This is a genomic window from Streptomyces sp. 184 (assembly GCF_045781775.1).
Lineage (GTDB): Bacteria > Actinomycetota > Actinomycetes > Streptomycetales > Streptomycetaceae > Streptomyces.
Map to the genome: position 1 here is coordinate 369,047 of NZ_CP123230.1, position 18,272 is coordinate 387,318.

Genomic DNA, 18,272 nt, shown 5'->3' on the forward strand with positions numbered 1-18,272 from the left:
CGAGCCCGCCCCTGAGCCTGCCCCTAAGTCCGTCAGCCGTCAGCCCGTTCCCTTGAGGCGCTGCTCCTGCAACGTCGTCAGTTGCTGCACCGCGAGCATCGCCAGCACGCTCGTCACGATCAGCACGAACGAGAACAGTAGGTCGAACAGCACGATCTGCACAGCCGAGTCGATCGAACCGCCGACCTCCCAGTCCTCCGCCGTGGCCACGGCGAGCACCATCGAGGCGACCCAGGCGGTCCACCACGAGTGCAGCACCCCCTTCCCGTACGACACGGGCCGCGGGCCGTAGCCGACCGGCGGGCGCGCGTGGTGCGGGAAGGGGCTGCTGATCCGGAAGAAGTCGTTGGCGATCTGGAGCGGGAACCAGAACTGGGCGACCGGGATGAACCAGCAGCCGATGGCCAGCCCCTGCGAGTAGCGCACCTGGCCGGGCGCGAACACCTCGGAGTTCGTCCGCAGCCGGTAGAACCAGACGCACCACAGCACGGCGCACACCGCGAAGAGGAGGAAGTTGACGGCGGTGAAGTTCTCCATCCGGTCGAGGTCCTCGGCCATGTACCAGGTGTCGGCGCCGTCCTCGCTCAGCAGGACCAGGAGGTTCAGCTCCTGGATGATCTGGAGGCAGACGAACGCCGCGTACACGCCCAGCAGCACCTGGAGCGCCGTGGCGATGGGCCGCACAGGGCGCGGCCGGATCGGCAGCGGCGGGTGCGGGGTCTGCCACCCGGTCTGGCCGTACGGCGGCGGGGTGCGGTAGGGCTGCGGGTGCGCGGTGGGTGCGGTGCCGTACGCGGGGCGGTGCTGCTGCTGCGGCGGCGTGTGCTGCGGCGCGTGGGGCGGGGTGCCGAAGGGCCGGTGGTGCTGCGGCTGGAGGCCCGTCTGCCCGTACGGACCGGGGCCGGCGCCGGTGAGCGGCGGCCCGTACGCCGGGGCGGCCCCGCCGGCCGGGCCGGCTCCGGTGACCGGGCCGCCCGCGGCCTGCGGCGTCTCGGCGTCCAGCAGCTCCACCGCGCGTCGCGCCAGCAGCTCCAGCAGCGCCCCCGGCAGCCACGGCTTGAGCTGCGCCGCCTGCTCGGTCAGCGCCACCAGCTCCGCCACCTGCGGCCGGGCGGTCGGCTCCTTGGCGAGACAGCGCTCGATCAGCGCGCGCAACTCGCCTTCGATGCCCGACAGTTCGGGTTCCTCGGCGGCTATGCGGAACATCAGCGCGTGCGCGCCGCTGTCGTCCGTGCCGAACGGCATCCGGCCGGTCGCCGCGAACGCCAGCACCGTACCCAGGCAGAACACGTCGCTCGCCGCCGTGACCCGCTCGCCGCGGACCTGCTCGGGCGACATGAAGCCGGGGGAGCCGATGACCGCGCCGGTGCGGGTGAGCCCGTCGCCGGCGGCGGTGACCGAGTCCAGCGCGCGGGCGATGCCGAAGTCGATGACGCGGGGCCCGTCGATGGTGACGAGGATGTTGGACGGCTTGAGGTCGCGGTGGACGAGCCCGGCGGCGTGGATCGCCTGCAACGCGCGCGCCAGCCCGCCCGCGAGCGCCCGCACCGAGGCGTCGGGCAGCGGGCCGTGGTCCTTGGCGACGACCTCGTGCAGCGAGGGGCCGGCGACGTAGCCCGTGGCGACCCAGGGGGTCGCGGCGTGGGTGTCGGCGTCGAGCACGGGCGCGGTCCACTCGCCGCCCACCCGCCGCGCGGCGGTGATCTCCTGCGTGAACCGGCGCCGAAACTCCGGCTCGCGCGCCAACTCCGCCTTGACCAGCTTCACCGCGGCGGTCCTGCCGCGCTCCGAGCGGGCGAGATAGACCCGTCCCATGCCGCCTTCGCCGAGCCGTCCGAGCAGTTGGTACGAGCCGACGCGACGCGGATCGTCCGGTCCCAGGCTGTCCATGCTGCCCCCCCTTCCCCCTCGTCGAGCGAGCCTATTGTGTCGGGTCGGCCGGTGAGCCGTCCGCCCTTGTGTAATGCCGGGTGCGCTGCTCGCCGCCGAGGAACTGGCGGTCCAGCACGGAGCCGTCGGCCGTCGCCTGCATCGCGGACGGGAACCCGGGCACGCACGGGCCGCCGAGCCGGCCGGCACCGGCGGCGGAGTCGTCCCCGAGGTCGTCGGCGGCCGGGTCCCCCTCGCTCTCCGGCCCCGAGACCGACGTGATCTCGGACGGGCCGAGCAGCACCCGGTCGTCGCGCTCGTCCACGCCGACGAAGTCGGCCCTGGCCCGGCAGGTGTTGCCGTCGCCGGTACGGGTCGTGAAGTGCACGGCGACCTGCCCCGGCGCGGCCTGCACCACCCGCATCACCTGGGTGCCGGAGCCGGCGGGCCGCTGCCAACTGCCCAGCAGCTCGCGCGGCATCCGGCGGTCGCGGGACTCGACCTTGGTCAGCTCGGCGGTACGGCCGTCGGCCGCGCGCCAGCGCAGCGCGCCGTCCGCGTACGTGAGCGTGTGGCCGCCGACCGCGGTGCACTCCCCGGCGGGGGCGGCCTCGACGACCTCGGTGTCCAGGCGCAGCCCCCGGTCGGCGGAGCGGAGCCTGGCTTCGCTGGTGCACTGCGACTCGCCGCTGAGCACGATGCTGGTGGCCACGACCTCGCCCTTCTGGCCGGGGCGGATCGTGAACTGCCGGTAGGTGCCGGTGGGTTCGCCGTCGCGGGTCTGGGTGCCGAGCCAGGTGCCGACGAAGCGGGTGGGGACGTCGGAGCCGGGGGCCGCGGTGCCGCCGCCGTCGCGCTGGGTGGCCAGCGCGACCGGTACGGCGACGCCGATCGCGACGAGCAGCGCGAGCCCGGCGAGGAGCCGGGCGCGGCGCGGACGGCGCCGGGGCGGGGCGGGGGCGGATCCGGCGGGGGGCTCGGTGGCGGGGGCGTAGGAGGCGGGCGGGGCCTCGTACGGGCGGGTGCGGGTGGCGGGAAGGCGGGGGTCGGAGTCGTCGCCGGTGGCTGCGGGGTCCCGCTCCGCGGCGGGGGGCCGCGCGCTGTGCCGGGCGGTGACGGCCTCGGAGCCGGCGCCCGCGGCGGTTGCGGTGCGGTGGCCCGATCCGTTCGTCGCCGCGATGTCCAAAACCCGGGGCTCCGCGCCGGTCGCCGGCCGATGCGGCGTCGGTGTCGGTGTCGGGGTCCGCGTGGCTGTCGGCGTGGGGGTCGGTGTCGGCGTCGGGTCCGCCGGAGGCACCGTGCGCAGGGGGCTGGTGTCGCGGTCGCCGGCCGGCGGCGTGTCCGTGTCCAGCAGCCGCACCGCCTGGCGGCCCAGGTCGGCGATCAGCGGGGCCGGGAGCCAGGCCGCCTCCGGGGCCGGCGGGCCCGCCAGCCCGGCGATCCGGTCCGGGTCGTGCCGCTCGGCCGGGAGCTTGGCCAGGCAGCCGGATATGAGCCCGTGCAGCGCCGGGTCCGTCACCCCCGCCAGATCCGGTTCCTCCTGGACGACGCGGAACATCACGGCGTGCATCCCGGACGAACTCGACCCGAACGGCGCCCGCCCGGTGGCCGCGTACGCCAGCAGCCCGCCCACGCAGAACACGTCGCTCGCCGCCGAGACGTCCTCGCCGATGATCTGCTCCGGGGACATGAAGCTCGGCGAGCCGACGACGATCCCGGTGCGGGTGACCGTGCCGTCGGAGAGCGAGTCCAGCGCGCGGGCGATGCCGAAGTCGATGACGCGCGGGCCCTCGATGGTGACCAGCACGTTGGACGGCTTGAGGTCGCGGTGCACGAGCCCGGCGGCGTGCACGTCGCGCAGCGCGGAGGCCAGCCCGTACGCGAGCGTGAACAGCGACTCCGGCGGCAGCGGCCCGTACCGCTCGACGACCTCCTGGAGCGTCGGCCCCGCGACGTACCCGGTGGCCACCCACGGCACCGGCGCCTCGGTGTCGGCGTCGAGCACGGGCGCCGTCCACCGGCCGCCGACGCGCGCCGCGGCGCGCACCTCCGTGCGGAAGCGGGCGCGGAACTCCTCCTCGACGGCCAGCTCCGGCTTGACCAGCTTGACGGCCACCGTCCGCCCGCCCGCGGTGCGGCCGAGGTAGACCCGGCCCATGCCGCCGCTGCCGAGCCTGCCGAGCAGCCGGTACGCGCCGATCTGCTGCGGATCCTGCGGCGCCAGCGGTTCCACGCTCTCCATTCCCCTACCCCACCCCCGTGGTCTACCCCGAGAGCGTAGGCGGTGGAGGGGGGTGCGGTTGAGGGGGGCCGGGCTTCTCGTTGCGGTGCTGTCACCCCATCGTCGTGGGGCGGTGACCTGGGCGCGGTGCGGATCAGCGGCGGGTACGGGCCCTCCGGTGCCCCGGCCCGGGGGCGCCCGGGTCGGTGTCACCGGCCGGTTCCCCGGTTGCGTTCCCGGCCGCATGCCTCCCGGCCGCGTCGACGCCCGCCGCCCCTGCGGGGTGTCCCGTCGCGATCTCGTCCGAAGCCGTCTCCTCTGCCGCCTCCACATCCTCCGCCTGGAGCGCCTCCATCGCCGCCGACAGCCGCCGCAGCGCCGCCAGCGTCTCGCGGAACCTCTCCTCACCGCCGAGCCGGTGCCCGAGCCGCACGGCGAACTCCCCGTGCCCCGGATCCAGCCGCGCCAGCGCCCGGCGGCCCGCGCGGGTGGGGCGGAGCAGCTTGGCGCGGCGGTGCGCCGGGTTCGGTTCGTACGCCGCGAGGCCCTGGTCCACCAGCACGTCGGCGATGCGCTGCACGCTTTGCCGGGCGACGCCCATGGCGCGGGCGACGCCGGCGACGGGCAGCGGCTCGCGGTCCACGGCGTACAGCACCTGCCAGCGGGACGCGGTCAGCCCGGCGGGGCGGGCGAGCTGGTCGCCGCGGGCGAGGAACTGGCCGTTCAGTCGGAAGGAGGCGGTGGCGACGCCGTCGAGGAGTGCCGCGGCGCCGAGGGCCGTCAGGTCCTGTTCGTCCGGCACGCCGCCGGGTAGCCTCTCGCCCCCCGCCTCCGCGCCTGTCGCCCCCGCGCGTGCCGTACGCTCCGCGCTGCCCGCCGGTGCGTCGCTTTTCGGCCGGTTACGCGCCGTGCCGCCGCCTCGCGTGACCCGCCCTGCCCGCCCCGGCTGCCCCGTCACCGCGCCTGCGCCTCGCTCAGCACCGGAAACGCGCTCGCGTCCGACGCGCCGAACAGTCGCACCCACGCGTCCAGCACCTCGGGTTCGTGCAGGCCCAGCACCCGGAACACCTCGCGCGCGAACGCCACCGGCTCCGTCGGCCCCGCCGTCACCAGCCCGTCGCCGGTGACCGCGTCCGCCTCGACGTAGCGCGCCTGCCCGCCGTAGCCGGGCTGGGCGCCGACGTACTCGGCCACCGCGCTCGTGTGGCTACGGTCGTCCAGCAGCCCCTCCCGCGCGAGCCCCGCGACCGCGCCGCAGATCGCCGCCACCGGCACGCCCGCGGCCAGGAACCTGCCCGCCGCGCGGGCGTACGGCGCCAGTTCGTCGCCGGTGTCCCAGAGGGTGGCGCCCGGCAGGATCAGCAGCGCGCTGTCCTCGGGGCGCAGGTCGTCAAGCGCCAGGTCGGGCAGGATGCGCACGCCGCCGGTGGTGGTCACCGGGCGGTCGGCCGCGGGGCCGACGGTGACGATCTCGTACGTGTCGCGGGGCGGGCGGTGAAGCGACGTGTCGCGGATGTGAGCGACCGCGTGCCCTGTCTCCCAGTCGGCGAGCGTGTCGTAGACGGCCAGATGAACGTTTCTGCGGGCCATGGTGCCTCCTTCGACGTACGACAGCATGCTGTCAAAAAGACAGCATGCTGTCAATCGAAGTCGTCGCTGCGCTTATCGTGTGGGGCATCCCCCATCAGAAGGGCCACCGCATGACCCCCGCAGGCGCCGTGGTCCGGCGCGACACGCTGCGTGCACAGATCGCCGACGCCCTGCGCGACGAGATCCTGGCCGGCCGGCTCGCGGCCGGGCAGCACATCACGGTCGGCGAGATAGCGGCGCAGTACGGGGTCTCGGCAACCCCCGTACGCGAAGCCCTGGTCGACCTCTCCGCACAGGGACTCCTCGACGTCGAGCAGCACCGCGGCTACCGCGTGCACGCCTTCACCCTCGACGACTTCCGCGCCATGGCCGACGCCCGCACCGTCGTCCAGATGGGCGTCTTCCGCGCCAGCCCCCCGCACACGGTCGACCCCGCGCCGGGCGCGCTGACCGCGATGCGGCGCCGCGGCGAGGAGGCCGAGCGGGCGGCGAAGGCCGGCGACCTCGACGTGCTCGTCCACTACGACCTGCGCTTCTGGCGCGAGATCACCAGCCTCATAGGCAACGACTACATCACCGAGTTCCTGGAGCGGGTACGGATCCACTGCTGGGTCTTCGCCGTGCCGTACCTGCGCGGCGAGAGCGAGGGCTGCGTGCCCGGCACGTTCTGGCAGGGGCACATGCAGCTCGTCGAGGCCATCGAGCGGCGCGACGTGGCCGCCGCCGAGGAGGTCGTCCGCACGTACAACCGGCACTCGCTGGAGCTGATCGAACGGCTCGCGGGCGGCTGACCGCCCGATCCCGCGCGGCACGTTGGCCGAGACCCGGCGGAGGCGGGCGCGGTACCCGGCCGGGGGGTGCTGCCGGGCCGCCGTCAGCGGCTACGCTGAGCCGAACCGCGCAGTTAAGGAGCGTTCCGCTTGGCCTGCGACCTGTGGCTGGTGCCCCTCGTCGACGTGCTGTGCCACAGCCCCGACAACCCCTTCGCCGAGGAGATCGCCGCCTACGACGCCGCGCTGGGGCAGGCGGGGCTGCCGCCGGTGCCCGTGCAGAGCTACATGCCGGGGCTCTCCGGGGACGTCGCCCCGGTGGCCGGCTTCGACTACGACGCGCTGCACTTCCTGCGCCGCGCCTACCTGCTGCAACTGTGCGGGCTTGAGGTCACGCCGGTCGGCGAGCTGGGCGGGGACTACGAGCAGTTGCTGGAGATGTTCGAGTCCACGGCGCAGCAGTCGCACCTGGTCTGGCACTACGACCACGCCGGCGCGTACGTCCCCGTCGACTTCCCGCACCCGCTCGTCACGGAGGAACTGCTGGCGGGCGGCGGGCCGCTGGGCTCGGCGCAGGGCCTCGTACGCGAACTCGTCGCGGTCGCCCCGGCGATCGGCATCGACCCGGACAACCCGCCGCCCGCCCCGGCCCCGCCGCCGGGGCCGACCGAGCTGTCGGAGCCGGCGGCGACGGCGCCGTCGGAGGGCGGGGAGTTCGCGCAGGAGCGGCACGTGTGGCTGGGGCTGCACGCCGCGGCGACGCGGAGCCTGGCGCAGGGGTCGATGATCGTCTTCAGCTAGCGGCCGGGCGTCTTCAGCCGGCGGGCGGGCGTCTTCCGCTGACGGACCGGTCGGCCGCGGAGTCGTCGGCCGGGCGGCCGTCGTCTTCGCCGGTACCGGCCGGGGTGGCCGTGAAGTCCGTGCCGTTGCGCGGCACCCCGATGCCCCGCCAGGTGAACGGCACGCCCTCGGCCCGCCGCGGATCGGGGCCGTCCATGAGCTGGAAGTGCAGGTGCGGCTCGGTGGAGTTGCCCGAGTTGCCGCACTCGGCGAGCTGCTGCCCGGCCCGTACGACGTCGCCCTCGCGCACGGTCGTCGAGCCGCGGCGCAGATGCGCGAAGAGGGCGTACGAGCCGTCCTCCAGCTCCAGCACCAGGTGGTTGCCGACGATCGTGCCGATGCCGGAGCCGGCGCCGACGGAGCGGACCAACTGCTCGAAGACCACGAGGTACGCCAGCCCCGGGACGGTGTTGCGGGCGCGGTGGTCGCGGTGCGCGGAGCCGGCGACGGTGACGACGCGGCCGGCGGCGGGGGCGAGGACGGGGGCGCCGAAGGCGGGGAAGTCCCGGTTCGGCGGGAACGGCGGCCACCAGCGGAGCGTACGGCCGGAGGGCTCCTCGGGGGTGCGGACGATGTCGATGGAGTAGGTCTGCGCGAGGTAGCGGGTGCCGTGGCTGGGCACCTTGTCGGCGGGGCTGTTGTACGCGCGCCACCGGCCGGCGACGGGGGAGTGCAGGGCGACGGCGCCGGGAAGCGACCCGTCCTCGCCCGCCGCGGCTCCGCCGTGTGCGCCGCGCCGCCGCAGGGCCCGTACGGCACCGAGGGAAGCCCGTACGACCATCTCCGCCATCATCGTGGCCCAGACGCCGACGGCGACCCACAGCACCACCTCGCCGGCGGCACCGGCCTCGACGCCCGTCACCGCCTTGCCCAGCAGCACCACCGTGGCCAGCGCCTGCGCGCCGCGCACCACCGCGACGATCCGTGCCCCGTTCACACCCAACCCCCGTTCGTCCCCTGTCGCGTACCCCGTACCACTGTGCCTGAACGGCGAGGGGACCCCGCGGCCCCCTAGCGGCCCGGGGATTCCGGGGGGCGTTGGCGCGGCATCGTGGGGCGCAGCCCCGCCGGCGGGAGGGGCGCGCGGGCCTGGGGTTGGGTCTCGGGGCAGCGGGCCCAGGCCAGCGACTGCGTCGCCAGCGCCGCGCGCCCGCCGCCGAACGCCACCATCCAGTCCGCCGTCTCGGCCCGTACCAGCTCGGTCACGTCCTCCGTGAAGCGCCGCAGCACCACCAGGCACCGCTCCGCCGCGTCGCTCGCCGTGCCCTCCGTCGGGCCCAGCACCTCACGTACGGACTCCGACGCCCAGTCGAACTGGAGCGCCTCCAGCCGCCGCTGCACCGCCTGCGCCGTCGCCACGTCGCGCATCCAGCCCGCCGTCAGCCCGAAGAACCGGTCCGCGGCCAGGCACGCCAGCGCCGCGAAGAGCGCCACGAACGCCCAGCCGGCGAAGCGGTCCGGCACCGTCTCCGTCAGGTCGAGCACCGGCAGCGCCGCGCCCGCCGCCGCGCACACCGCCGCCCCGGCCCGCAGCGCCCGTGCCGCGCGGCGCTTGACGCGGCGGGCGGCGAGGTACGACCGGGCGGTGTGCAGGGCGCCCTCCTCCGCCCACAGGTACAGCTCGTCCAGCCGCTTGGCCGGGTCGCCCCAGTCGCCGAGCGGGAACGGCCGCGAGAGCAGCTCGCCCGGCTGCCCCGTGCGTCCGGGACCGCCGGTGCCGCCGGGGCCGGCCGCGCGGCCTTTGCGCCCGGCCCGGCTCCTGCGGCCGAAGCGACCGCGGCCACCGCGGCCTTCGGTGCCGCCGGTCGCCGGGCCGGTCGTCCGGGTCTCCTCCGAGTGGTTCATACGGGACTCCTCGCTCGTCGCTCGAACTCGCCTGTTCCTGCTGGTTTCCGACTTCTGCTTCGCCGCGTTCTCTGTGCCGGCCGTGCTCTCTGTGTTCCGTGTGGCGCATGTGCCGTGTGATGACTGGGCAATCGGATGGTGCGCCCGCGGCGGCCTTCCTACCGCCGAATGAGGGGACACGAGCCGAAAATGGCGTTATTTACCCTCGTAAGGAGTGGTTGATCGGGTATGGGGGCGAACCGCCGTCACCCGGACCGGTGGCCCCCGGGCCGACCGCTAGGCTGACCCCGTGAAGGTCCTCGTCATCGGCGGCGGCGCCCGCGAACATGCCCTGTGCCGCGCCCTCTCCCTCGACCCCGACGTCCGCGAAGTGCACTGCGCGCCCGGCAACGCCGGCATCGCCGCCGTCGCCCGGCTGCACGCCGTCGACGCGCTCGACGGCGACGCCGTCGCCGCGCTCGCCGCCGGCCTCGGCGCGGACCTCGTCGTCGTCGGCCCGGAGGCGCCCCTCGTCGCCGGCGTCGCCGACGCCGTACGGGCGCGCGGCATCGACTGCTTCGGACCGGGCGCCGAGGCGGCCCGGCTGGAGGGGTCGAAGGCGTTCGCGAAGGACGTGATGGCCGAGGCCGACGTCCCCACCGCCCGCTCCTACGTCTGCACCACCCCCGAGGAGGCCGACAGCGCGCTCGACGCCTTCGGCCCGCCGTACGTCGTCAAGGACGACGGGCTCGCGGCCGGCAAGGGCGTCGTGGTCACCGAGGACCTGGCGGCGGCCCGCGCGCACGCGCGCGCCTGCACCGCCGCGGGCCAGGTGGTGATCGAGGAGTTCCTCGACGGGCCCGAGGTGTCCCTCTTCGCGGTCACGGACGGCCAGAGCGTCGTACCGCTGTCGCCCGCCCAGGACTTCAAACGCGCGTACGACGGTGACGCCGGCCCGAACACCGGCGGCATGGGCGCGTACACGCCGCTGCCGTGGGCCGACCCCAAGCTGGTCGACGAGGTCGTCGAGACCGTGCTCCAGCCGACGGTCGACGAAATGCGCCGCCGCCGTACGCCCTTCGCCGGCCTGCTGTACGCGGGGCTCGCGCTGACCTCGCGCGGGGTACGGGTCGTGGAGTTCAACGCCCGCTTCGGCGACCCCGAGACCCAGGCCGTCCTCGCCCGGCTGCGCACCCCGCTCGCCGGGCTGCTGCGGGCCGCCGCGCAGGGCCGGCTCGCCGCGTTCCCGCCGCTGGTGTGGAGCGACGACGCGGCCGTCACCGTCGTCCTCGCCGCCCGGGACTACCCCGCGAAGCCGCGTACCGGGGACGCCATCACGGGCCTGGACGCGGTCGAGGCCGCGGACGCACCCGACGCCTACGTGCTCCACGCCGGTACCAAGCTCGATGACTCCGGCAAGGTCGTCAGCGCCGGCGGCCGGGTGCTGTGCGTCACCGCCGTGGGCGCGGACCTCACCGTCGCCCGCCACCGCGCCTACGAGGCGATTCGGCGGATCGGGCTGGACGGTTCGCACTACCGCGGGGACATCGCCGCGCGCGCCGCGGAGGCCGCCGCCGACTGAATTTGCACCTCACCCAGACCTTTGCCCAAGGCCATACCATCGGGTGACCGGGACGCGGTCCTGCTGACGGGGCCGCGCCCCCCAACTATGGTGCACCTGCCTGACGTACCGGCCGTCCGGTCGGCCACGTCCCGGCGGTGGGGGCCTGATCAGGCCAACTGGCCTACCGGCATTGCACTGGCCGTGGCCGGTGCGACAGTGGTGGAGTACGGCCGTTTCGCCTCGTTACGGCCGATGCGCTACCCGTCGGCGGTTGAGGGGGTGAGGTACGGACGTGTCCACAGCGACCGGTTCTGAGGCGGGTGCGGGGGCCGCCCGCTCCCGCGCTCTCGCCGTCCTGCGCGTGCGGGGGACGGCCCTTGCCGTCGTGCTGCTGCCGGGGGCGGTGGCCGTCGTGCTGCTGGCCGGCTCGGCGATGGGACGGCTGGACGGGGTGTTCGCCGCGCTGCGCTGGCCCGCCGTCGCGCTCGCCGTCCTGGTGCCCGTGCTGGCCGCCGCCGTCGCGCGGTCGATCTCCCGCGCGGAGCCCGCGGCCACGCTGACCGTCCCCGTGCCGCGCCGGGCCGCCCCCGACCTGTACCGCCTCGTCGGCGACCTCGCCGAGCGGCTCGGCGTGCCGGTGCCGGCGGCGGTGGCGCTCACGCCCGACTGCGACAGTTGGCTGGAGGACCCGGGACCCGTGCCCACGGGGGTGCGGAGCTGGCTGCGACGGCTGGCGGGCCGGGCGGGACGCGCGCTGCGGTCCCGTGCACCCGGCGGCTCCGCTTCCGGTTCCGGTACGGGACCGGGGGCTCCGGGTGCGTACGGCACCGGCGGCGACGGGACGTTCGGCGCCGGCGACGGGATCGTCGCGCCGCGCGCGCCGGCCGCGGAGAGCCACGCCGCCGCGGCGGCGGCCCGGCGGCAGGCGTCCGCCGAGGCGTCGTACGCGCCGAACTGGCGCGAGGTCGTCGAGCGCGCCACCGCCGACCCGGACGGGCCCGTGCTCGTCATCGGCTCGCCGTTCCTGTGGTGGATGCGCGTCGGCGAACTGCGCGCGGTCCTCGCCCCCGTCGTCGCCGGTACGGCGGCCTCGGCCCAGCCCGACATCGCCGCGGCGCGGCGCTTCGTACGTGCCCTGGACGCGGCGGCGGCGCTGCCGGCGCGCGCGGCGCCGGGCGGCGGCGAGACCCCGGGGCCGGACGAGGCGGGCCCGGGGGCGTACGAGGGGGGCCCCGGGCCGTACGAGACGCGCCAGTACGAGACGGGACCGTACGAGGCCGGCCCCGGGGCGACGCTCGGCGTCCCCGACCCGTACGCGACCCAGCCGCCGCCCGACCGCCGCCCGGGCCCCCGGCCGGCCTGGCGCGGCTCTGGCAGCGGTTCACCGGCGGCGTCGCGCGGCTGCTGCTGCGCGCCTGCGGCGAGCACCCCGTCGAGATGGAGCGCGCCGTCGCCACCGCGGCGGCCGAGCGCGCCCAGGCCGTGGACTACGGCCTGCGGATCGTCGCGCAGGAGCAGGTGGGCCTCGCGTACGCCGGCTGGGACCGGCTGCTGACCCGCGTCGCGCTGCCCGCCTGGCGCATGGGCCGCTGGCCCTCCCGGCTCAACGCCGGGGTCGTCTCCGCCCTCACCGAACTCTCCCGCCGCGACCGCCTCGCCGAGGGCTTCGCCACCCGGCTCGGCGAGCGCCCCGCCTGCGATCTGCTGGAGGAGCCCGGCATGGTCGACGAGGCGGCGTCGCTGCTGGCCGCCGAGCTGTTCAGCGGCCCGGGCGGCGCGGCCGTGGGCGCCGTGGTCGGCGGGGAGCCGGCGGCGGGGTTCGCGGGGGTGAGCTGGGACCAGTACCCCGACGAGGTCGTGGACCGCAAGTGGCGGCTGGAGGCCGCCCGGCTGCACGCCGTGCTCGACCGCCTCGAAGACTGCCCGGAGCCCGCCGGCCGCCCCGACCGCGGCACCCTCGCCCGCGTCGTGGAGCGGCTCACCGCGGGCCCGGAGGAGACCGACCGGATCGGCGCCGCACTCGCCCGCGCCCAGCGGCAGGCCCCACCGGGGCCCGCGGCGCCCCTCCAGCCGCCCCGTACCGGCCGGGAACTGCTCGTGGACCACGTCCTGGCGATGGTCTGCTGCGCGGCCGTCGACACCGCGGGCGCCGCCCCCGGGCTCGACTGGCTGGACGGCCCCGTGCTGCGCACCCGCCGGGGCGGAAACCCGGCGGCGGCGGTCCGCACCTTGGTCGAGACCCGCGACGACACCCAGCTTCGCTCCTGGCTGACAACCGCCGGCGTACGCCCCGAGAAGCCGGTCCTCCTGGTCTGACCTGACGGTTCCGGAACCGCCGCCCTCGTACGGGCGTCATGTCGAACGAATGTCGGCGTTCCGTGAGGGGCCGTTCGCGTTATGTGATGTCCTGGACTCGCCGACCCACGCGGGGGCGAGGGAGGGATTCGGCCCGTGGTTCACGACAGCATCCGGCGATGGGAGTCCGGGGCGCTCGCGCACGCCGTCTCCGATCCGTTCGCGGCGGGCCCGCTGCCGTGGCTGCACGCCGGAGAGGAGTCCTTCGAGGACGGCCGCCTCGTCCCCTGGTACGTCGACAGCGCCACCACCGGCGACGGCGGCGTCCACCTCGCCAACGACGTACTCCAGCAGATCAAGGGCTTCGCCGCGCCCTCGTGCGTCGCGCCCGGCGAGTCCGTCGACTTCCGCGTCTCCGTCGACCCGCCGCAGGAGTTCGGCGTCGACATCTACCGCATCGGCCACTACGCCGGCGACGGCGCCGCGAAGATCACCGGCAGTCCGCGGCTCGCCGGCATCGTGCAGCCGGTGCCGCTGGCCGCCGGGCGTACGGTCTCCTGCCACCACTGGTGGCTCTCCTGGCGGCTCCAGATCCCGACGTACTTCTCCCCGGGCGCGTACGTCGCCGTGCTCACCACCGCCGACGGCCACCGCTCCCACGCGCCGTTCACCGTCCGCTCCACCGAGCCCGCCGACCTGCTGCTGCTGCTCCCGGACGTCACGTGGCAGGCGTACAACCTCTACCCCGAGGACGGCCGCACCGGCGCCAGCCTCTACCACGCCTGGGACGACGAGGGCTGCCTCCTCGGCGAGCCGGAGGCGGCCACGACGGTCTCCTTCGACCGCCCCTACGCGGGCGCGGGCCTGCCGCTGCACGCCGGCCACGCCTACGACTTCATCCGCTGGGCGGAGCGCTACGGCTACGACCTCGCCTACGGCGACGCCCGCGACCTGCACGCCGGCCGCATCGACCCGACGCGCTACCGCGGCATCGTCTTCCCCGGCCACGACGAGTACTGGTCGGTGCGGATGCGCCGGGCCGCCGAGCGGGCCCGGGACGCCGGCACGTCGCTGGTGTTCCTCTCCGCCAACACCATGTACTGGCGCGTCGTCCTGGCACCCTCCGCGTCCGGCGAGCCGGACCGGCTGCTGCACTGCACCAAGCGCCAGGGCCCCGGACGCCCCGCGCTCTGGCGCGACCAGGGCGCGCCGGAGCAGGAGTTGCTGGGCGTGCAGTACGTGGGCCGGGTGCCGGAGCCGAGCCCGCTGGTCGTACGGAACGCGGACCACTGGCTGTGGGAGGCGACCGGCGCCCTTGAGGGCGACGAACTGCCCGGCCTGGTCGCGGGCGAGGCGGACCGTTACTTCCCGCGCGCACCGCTGCCGAAGCACACGAAGCGCAAGCTGCTGGCCCACTCGCCGTACCCGGACGGCCGCGGGGTCCGGCGCTACCAGGAGACGTCGCTGTACGAGACGCCGGCGGGCGGCCTGGTCTTCGCGGCGGGCACGTTCGCGTGGTCGCCGGCCCTGGACCGGCCGGACCACGTGAACACCGTGATCCAGCGGGCGACGGCGAACCTGCTGGACCGGATCTGCAAGCGGGACTGACGCCGGCGCCGCGGCGTCACAGGCTGCGGAAGAAGGCGCGGATGTCGCCGACGAGCAGCTCCGGCTGCTCCATCGCGGCGAAGTGGCCGCCCCGGTCGAACTCCGTCCAGCGGACGATGTCGTCGGTGCGCTCGGCGACGTGCCGCAGGACGATGTAGTTCTCCTGCGGGAAGGACGCGAACGCGGTGGGGGCGGTCGAGCGCTCCGCCGGCTCCCCCCGGTAGGCGGCGTGGGCGCGCTCGTAGTAGAGGCGCGCGGCGGAACCGGCGGTGCCGGTCAGCCAGTAGAGCATCACGTTGGTCAGGAGATGGTCGCGGTCGACGGCGTCCTCCGGCCGGTCGACGGAGTCCGTCCACTCCTTGAACTTCTCGGCGATCCAGGCGAGCTGGCCGACCGGCGAGTCGGTGAGCGCGTAGGCGAGGGTCTGCGGTCGCGTGGACTGGATGTCGGCGTAGCCCTGCCGGTCACGGCTCCATGCCTGCATGCGCGCCCAGGAGGCCAGGGTGCGGGTACGTTCCGCGGGTCCGAGGGCGGCGAGTTCCGCCTCGGTCGGCTCGGCCGTTGCCTGGGCACCGGGGATCATGTTCAGATGGACGCCGATGACATGTTCGGGACGGGTGCGCCCCAACTCGCGGGAGACGGCGGCCCCCCAATCGCCGCCCTGCGCCCCGTAACGCTCGTAGCCCAGGCGCCGCATCAGCTCGGCGAACGCGCCCGCGACCCGGCGGTACTCCCAGCCCGTATCGCGGGTGGGGCCGGAGAACCCGAAGCCGGGGATGCTCGGCAGGACCAGGTGGAAGGCGTCCGCGGGGTCGCCGCCGTGCGCCCGGGGATCGGTGAGCGGGCCGGCGATCCGCTCGAACTCGACGATGGACCCCGGCCAGCCGTGCGTGATGACCAGCGGAGTGGCGTCCGGCTCCGGGGAGCGGATGTGCGCGAAGTGAACGTCCGCGCCGTCGATGGTGGTCATGAACTGCGGCCACCGGTTCAGCCGGGCCTCCGCCGCCCGCCAGTCGTACTCGTGCCGCCAGTAGTGCGCGAGTTCCCGCAGGTAGTCACGCGGAACGCCGTAGGCCCAGCCGACACCGGGCAGTTCGTCCGGCCAGCGCGTACGGTCGAGGCGGTTCCGCAGATCGTCCAGGTCGCCGTCCGGGATCGAGACCCGGAACGGCCTGATGGTGTCGTCCGTCGTCATGATCGGGAGCCTAGGCGGCGCCGCCGCCTTCGGCCTCGGGATCTCGCGGTGGCGGCGGGGCGGCGGTGCGGGTGCGGGCGTCGTCCAGCAGGGTGCGCAGGAGCAGGGCGTCCGGGGCTACGGCGGTGGTGAGGGCGGCGGGGCCCGGCAGGGGGGTGATCGCGGCGCGGCCGGGGGCGAGGACGTACGGCTCGGCGGGGGCGTCGGCGAACTCGGGGGCGGCGACGAGCAGTTGTCCGGTGGCGCGGTTGCCCGCGAGTACGGCGGGGCCGTCCCACGCGGGGGCGCCGGGCCCGTAGTCGGTGGCCTGGTCGAGGAGCGGCCGGCCGCCGCTGCGTACCGTCAGGCGCGACGCGAGCCGGCCGGGCGGCTCGCCGGCGCGGCCGAGCACCTGCTCCTCGCGGAACACCAGGCGGGCGGTGGGGGCGAGGTCGACGCGGTACGTGACGTGGAGGCTGCTGCCGCGCACGGAGACCAGCGGCTCGGGCAGCCAGCGCAGTTCGGCGCCGTCGCCGACGGTCAGGCACACGTCGTAGCGGGCGGGTGCGCCGCCGGTGCCCGGCAGGGCCAGGGTCGCGGCGGCGCTGGTGACGCAGAGCGCGGCGCCGGCCTCGACGCGTACGTCGAGCCGCAGCCGGTCGCCGCCGAGCGGCCCGGCCATGGCCCCCACCAGGCACACCCGCACCTCCCCGGCGCCGGCCCGCACCCGGCGCAGCGCGAGCGGCCCGTCCCCGGCCAGCTCCGGCAGCGCGGTGCCGCCGCGGGCGTCGGGGGCGGCGGTGATACGGGCGTGGGCGCGGACTCCGCCGCCGGGCGCGCGGGCGGCGGACGCGGGGCTGCCGCCCGCCAGGCCGCGTACCGCGTCGTGCGCCGCGTCGTCGGTAGCGCCGTGTGCCGCGCCCGCCGGGCCGCGAGCCATGCCGCGCTCCGCGCGGTCCGTGGCGCCGTGTGCCGCGCGGTCCGTCACGCCGCGCCCCGCGCCGTGCGCCGTGCCGTGTGCCGTGCCCTCCGTAGCGCCGTGCGCCATGCCCTCCGTCACGCCGCGCGCCACGCGGCGACGCGCGTACGCAGCCAGTCCGCGACCGGCCGCACCCCGCCCTCCCGCGCCAGCGAGGTGAACACGACCGGCTTCTCCCCGCGCTGGGCCCGCGCGTCGCGCGCCATGCGTGCGAGGTCGGAGCCGACGTACGGGGCGAGGTCGGTCTTGTTGACGACGAGCAGGTCGGCCATGGTGACGCCCGGCCCGCCCTTGCGGGGGATGTCGTCGCCGCCCGCGACGTCGATGACGAAGACCTGCGCGTCGGCCAGGCCGCGGGAGAAGGTGGCCGTGAGGTTGTCGCCGCCTGACTCCACCAGGATCACGTCGAGCGGCCCCACCGCCGCCTCCAGCTCCTCGGCGGCCTCGACGTTGGCGGAGATGTCGTCGCGGATGGCGGTGTGCGGGCAGGCGCCGGTCTGCACGGCGGTGATCCGCTCGGGCGGCAGCACGGCCTCGCGGAGCAGGAACTCGGCGTCCTCCCGGGTGTAGATGTCGTTGGTGACGACGGCCAGCGACAGCTCCTCGCGCAGCAGCCGGCACAGCGCGGCGACGGTGGCGGTCTTGCCGGAGCCCACCGGGCCGCCGAGCCCGACGCGCAGGGCGCGGCGGGTGGCGCTCCCGGCCGCCGCCGGGGGTGCGCCGGTGCGGGGTGCGGCGGTGCCGTAGGTGAAGCGCTGCGGCGGGGTCTCGGGGTGGTCGAGGTGCATGCCGTCTCCCTGGGGTTCGTACGAGGACGCTGAGGTCTGGCTACGAGGCGAAGAGCCGCGCCGCCCGCACGGCGTGCTCCTCGGCGGCGATGTCGAGGAGAGGGGCGCCCGCCGCGGGCAGCACGTCGCCGGGGTCGCCGCCGGTGCGGTCTTCGGTGGCGGCCTGGACGCCCGCCTCCAGGGCCCGCGCGGCGACGTCGTCCAGCTCGGGGGCGAGGCGGGCGAGGACGGCGGTGGCCTCGAAGGGGTCGAGGCCGAGGAGCCGTACGGTCGCGGTCGCCGGCCCGGAGACCGCCTCGTACGCGGCGGCGTGCGCGGCGTCGCCGGGGCCGAGGCCCGCGGCGCGGGCGGCGAGGCCCAGGACGACGGGCTGGTGGACGCCGCGCGGGCGGGCCTCGGCGAGGGCGTCCAGCTCCGCGGACGGCCAGGCGGCGCGGGCGGCCCGCAGCAGTTGGCGGCCCAGCCGGCGGCCGGTGGCGCGCAGGGCGGGGGACGGGGTGCGGGCGTCGGCGGCCTCGTCGAGGCGGAGCGGGTCGGCTCCGGCGCAGGCGGCGGCGGCCAGCGCGGCGGCGGTGAGCCCGGCCGTGTGCAGCCGGCCGCGGCAGTACGCCGCCAGGTCGGCGGCGTCCGTGATCCGCCCGGCGGCGACGGCCTGTTCGGCGCCGCCGGAGTGGGCGTGGCCGCCGGCGGGGAAGCGGCCGTCGGCGAGGACGAGCAGCGCGGCGCGGGCGGCGGGCGGCGGCGGCACGG

Annotated in this window: 13 protein-coding genes and 2 pseudogenes; 5 read left to right on the top strand and 10 right to left on the bottom strand. The window is 76.1% G+C overall.

Annotated elements, in window-relative coordinates; genetic code table 11:
* Positions 1 to 39: 39 nt before the first annotated feature.
* The 4 genes and pseudogenes from QBL21_RS01510 to QBL21_RS01525 form a co-directional block, all read right to left on the bottom strand.
* On the bottom strand, positions 40 to 1,890 hold the full coding sequence (locus QBL21_RS01510) for a protein kinase domain-containing protein (protein WP_407560135.1): 1,851 nt from the start codon (positions 1,888 to 1,890) through the stop codon (positions 40 to 42).
* 31 nt (positions 1,891 to 1,921) lie between these two features.
* Positions 1,922 to 4,111 carry a serine/threonine-protein kinase gene (locus QBL21_RS01515; protein ID WP_407560136.1) on the bottom strand — a complete coding sequence of 730 codons (2,190 nt, stop codon included), beginning with the start codon at positions 4,109 to 4,111 and terminating at the stop codon, positions 1,922 to 1,924.
* A 253-nt stretch (positions 4,112 to 4,364) separates the two neighbouring features.
* Positions 4,365 to 4,874: pseudogene (locus tag QBL21_RS01520) on the bottom strand (MarR family winged helix-turn-helix transcriptional regulator); the annotation flags it as partial.
* A 170-nt stretch (positions 4,875 to 5,044) separates the two neighbouring features.
* Positions 5,045 to 5,680 carry a DJ-1/PfpI family protein gene (locus QBL21_RS01525; protein ID WP_407560137.1) on the bottom strand — a complete coding sequence of 212 codons (636 nt, stop codon included), beginning with the start codon at positions 5,678 to 5,680 and terminating at the stop codon, positions 5,045 to 5,047.
* A 110-nt stretch (positions 5,681 to 5,790) separates the two neighbouring features.
* Here QBL21_RS01525 and QBL21_RS01530 point away from each other — a divergent pair, with 110 nt between their 5' ends.
* Both QBL21_RS01530 and QBL21_RS01535 read left to right on the top strand, forming a co-directional pair.
* Positions 5,791 to 6,471 carry a GntR family transcriptional regulator gene (locus QBL21_RS01530; protein WP_407560138.1) on the top strand — a complete coding sequence of 227 codons (681 nt, stop codon included), beginning with the start codon at positions 5,791 to 5,793 and terminating at the stop codon, positions 6,469 to 6,471.
* A gap of 129 nt (positions 6,472 to 6,600) precedes the next feature.
* Positions 6,601 to 7,251, top strand: coding sequence for a hypothetical protein (locus tag QBL21_RS01535; RefSeq protein WP_407560139.1), 651 nt, complete (start codon positions 6,601 to 6,603; stop codon positions 7,249 to 7,251).
* Between the two features lie 13 nt (positions 7,252 to 7,264).
* Here QBL21_RS01535 and QBL21_RS01540 read toward each other — a convergent pair whose 3' ends face one another.
* A complete protein-coding gene (locus tag QBL21_RS01540) occupies positions 7,265 to 8,227 on the bottom strand; it encodes a M23 family metallopeptidase (protein WP_407560140.1) in 963 nt (320 codons plus the stop codon).
* A 74-nt stretch (positions 8,228 to 8,301) separates the two neighbouring features.
* Positions 8,302 to 9,135 (bottom strand): SLATT domain-containing protein, encoded by an 834-nt coding sequence (locus QBL21_RS01545; RefSeq protein ID WP_407560141.1) that lies wholly within the window; start codon positions 9,133 to 9,135, stop codon positions 8,302 to 8,304.
* 289 nt (positions 9,136 to 9,424) lie between these two features.
* Between QBL21_RS01545 and purD the strand changes: the two genes are divergently transcribed.
* The 3 genes and pseudogenes from purD to QBL21_RS01560 all read left to right on the top strand — a co-directional run bounded on the left by purD (position 9,425) and on the right by QBL21_RS01560 (position 14,581).
* Positions 9,425 to 10,696 carry a phosphoribosylamine--glycine ligase gene (gene purD, locus QBL21_RS01550; protein WP_407560142.1) on the top strand — a complete coding sequence of 424 codons (1,272 nt, stop codon included), beginning with the start codon at positions 9,425 to 9,427 and terminating at the stop codon, positions 10,694 to 10,696.
* 337 nt (positions 10,697 to 11,033) lie between these two features.
* Positions 11,034 to 12,991 (top strand): annotated as a pseudogene (locus tag QBL21_RS01555) (hypothetical protein); the annotation flags it as partial.
* A gap of 138 nt (positions 12,992 to 13,129) precedes the next feature.
* Positions 13,130 to 14,581 carry a N,N-dimethylformamidase beta subunit family domain-containing protein gene (locus tag QBL21_RS01560; protein WP_407560143.1) on the top strand — a complete coding sequence of 484 codons (1,452 nt, stop codon included), beginning with the start codon at positions 13,130 to 13,132 and terminating at the stop codon, positions 14,579 to 14,581.
* Between the two features lie 16 nt (positions 14,582 to 14,597).
* On the opposite strand, the gene QBL21_RS01565 is transcribed toward QBL21_RS01560, so the two are convergent.
* From QBL21_RS01565 to QBL21_RS01580, 4 genes are read right to left on the bottom strand one after another with little or no spacing between them, the layout of a single operon-like run.
* The gene (locus QBL21_RS01565; RefSeq protein ID WP_407560144.1) at positions 14,598 to 15,776 is read right to left on the bottom strand and encodes an epoxide hydrolase family protein; all 1,179 of its coding nucleotides are present in this window, start codon (positions 15,774 to 15,776) and stop codon (positions 14,598 to 14,600) included.
* Between the two features lie 10 nt (positions 15,777 to 15,786).
* Positions 15,787 to 16,803 carry an urease accessory protein UreD gene (locus QBL21_RS01570; RefSeq protein WP_407560145.1) on the bottom strand — a complete coding sequence of 339 codons (1,017 nt, stop codon included), beginning with the start codon at positions 16,801 to 16,803 and terminating at the stop codon, positions 15,787 to 15,789.
* A gap of 8 nt (positions 16,804 to 16,811) precedes the next feature.
* Positions 16,812 to 17,522: an urease accessory protein UreG gene (gene ureG / locus QBL21_RS01575; protein WP_407560146.1), complete on the bottom strand. Its 711-nt coding sequence runs from the start codon at positions 17,520 to 17,522 to the stop codon at positions 16,812 to 16,814.
* A 40-nt stretch (positions 17,523 to 17,562) separates the two neighbouring features.
* Positions 17,563 to 18,270, bottom strand: a complete 708-nt coding sequence (locus QBL21_RS01580) for an urease accessory protein UreF (RefSeq protein ID WP_407560147.1) — start codon at positions 18,268 to 18,270, stop codon at positions 17,563 to 17,565.
* Positions 18,271 to 18,272: the final 2 nt, after the last annotated feature.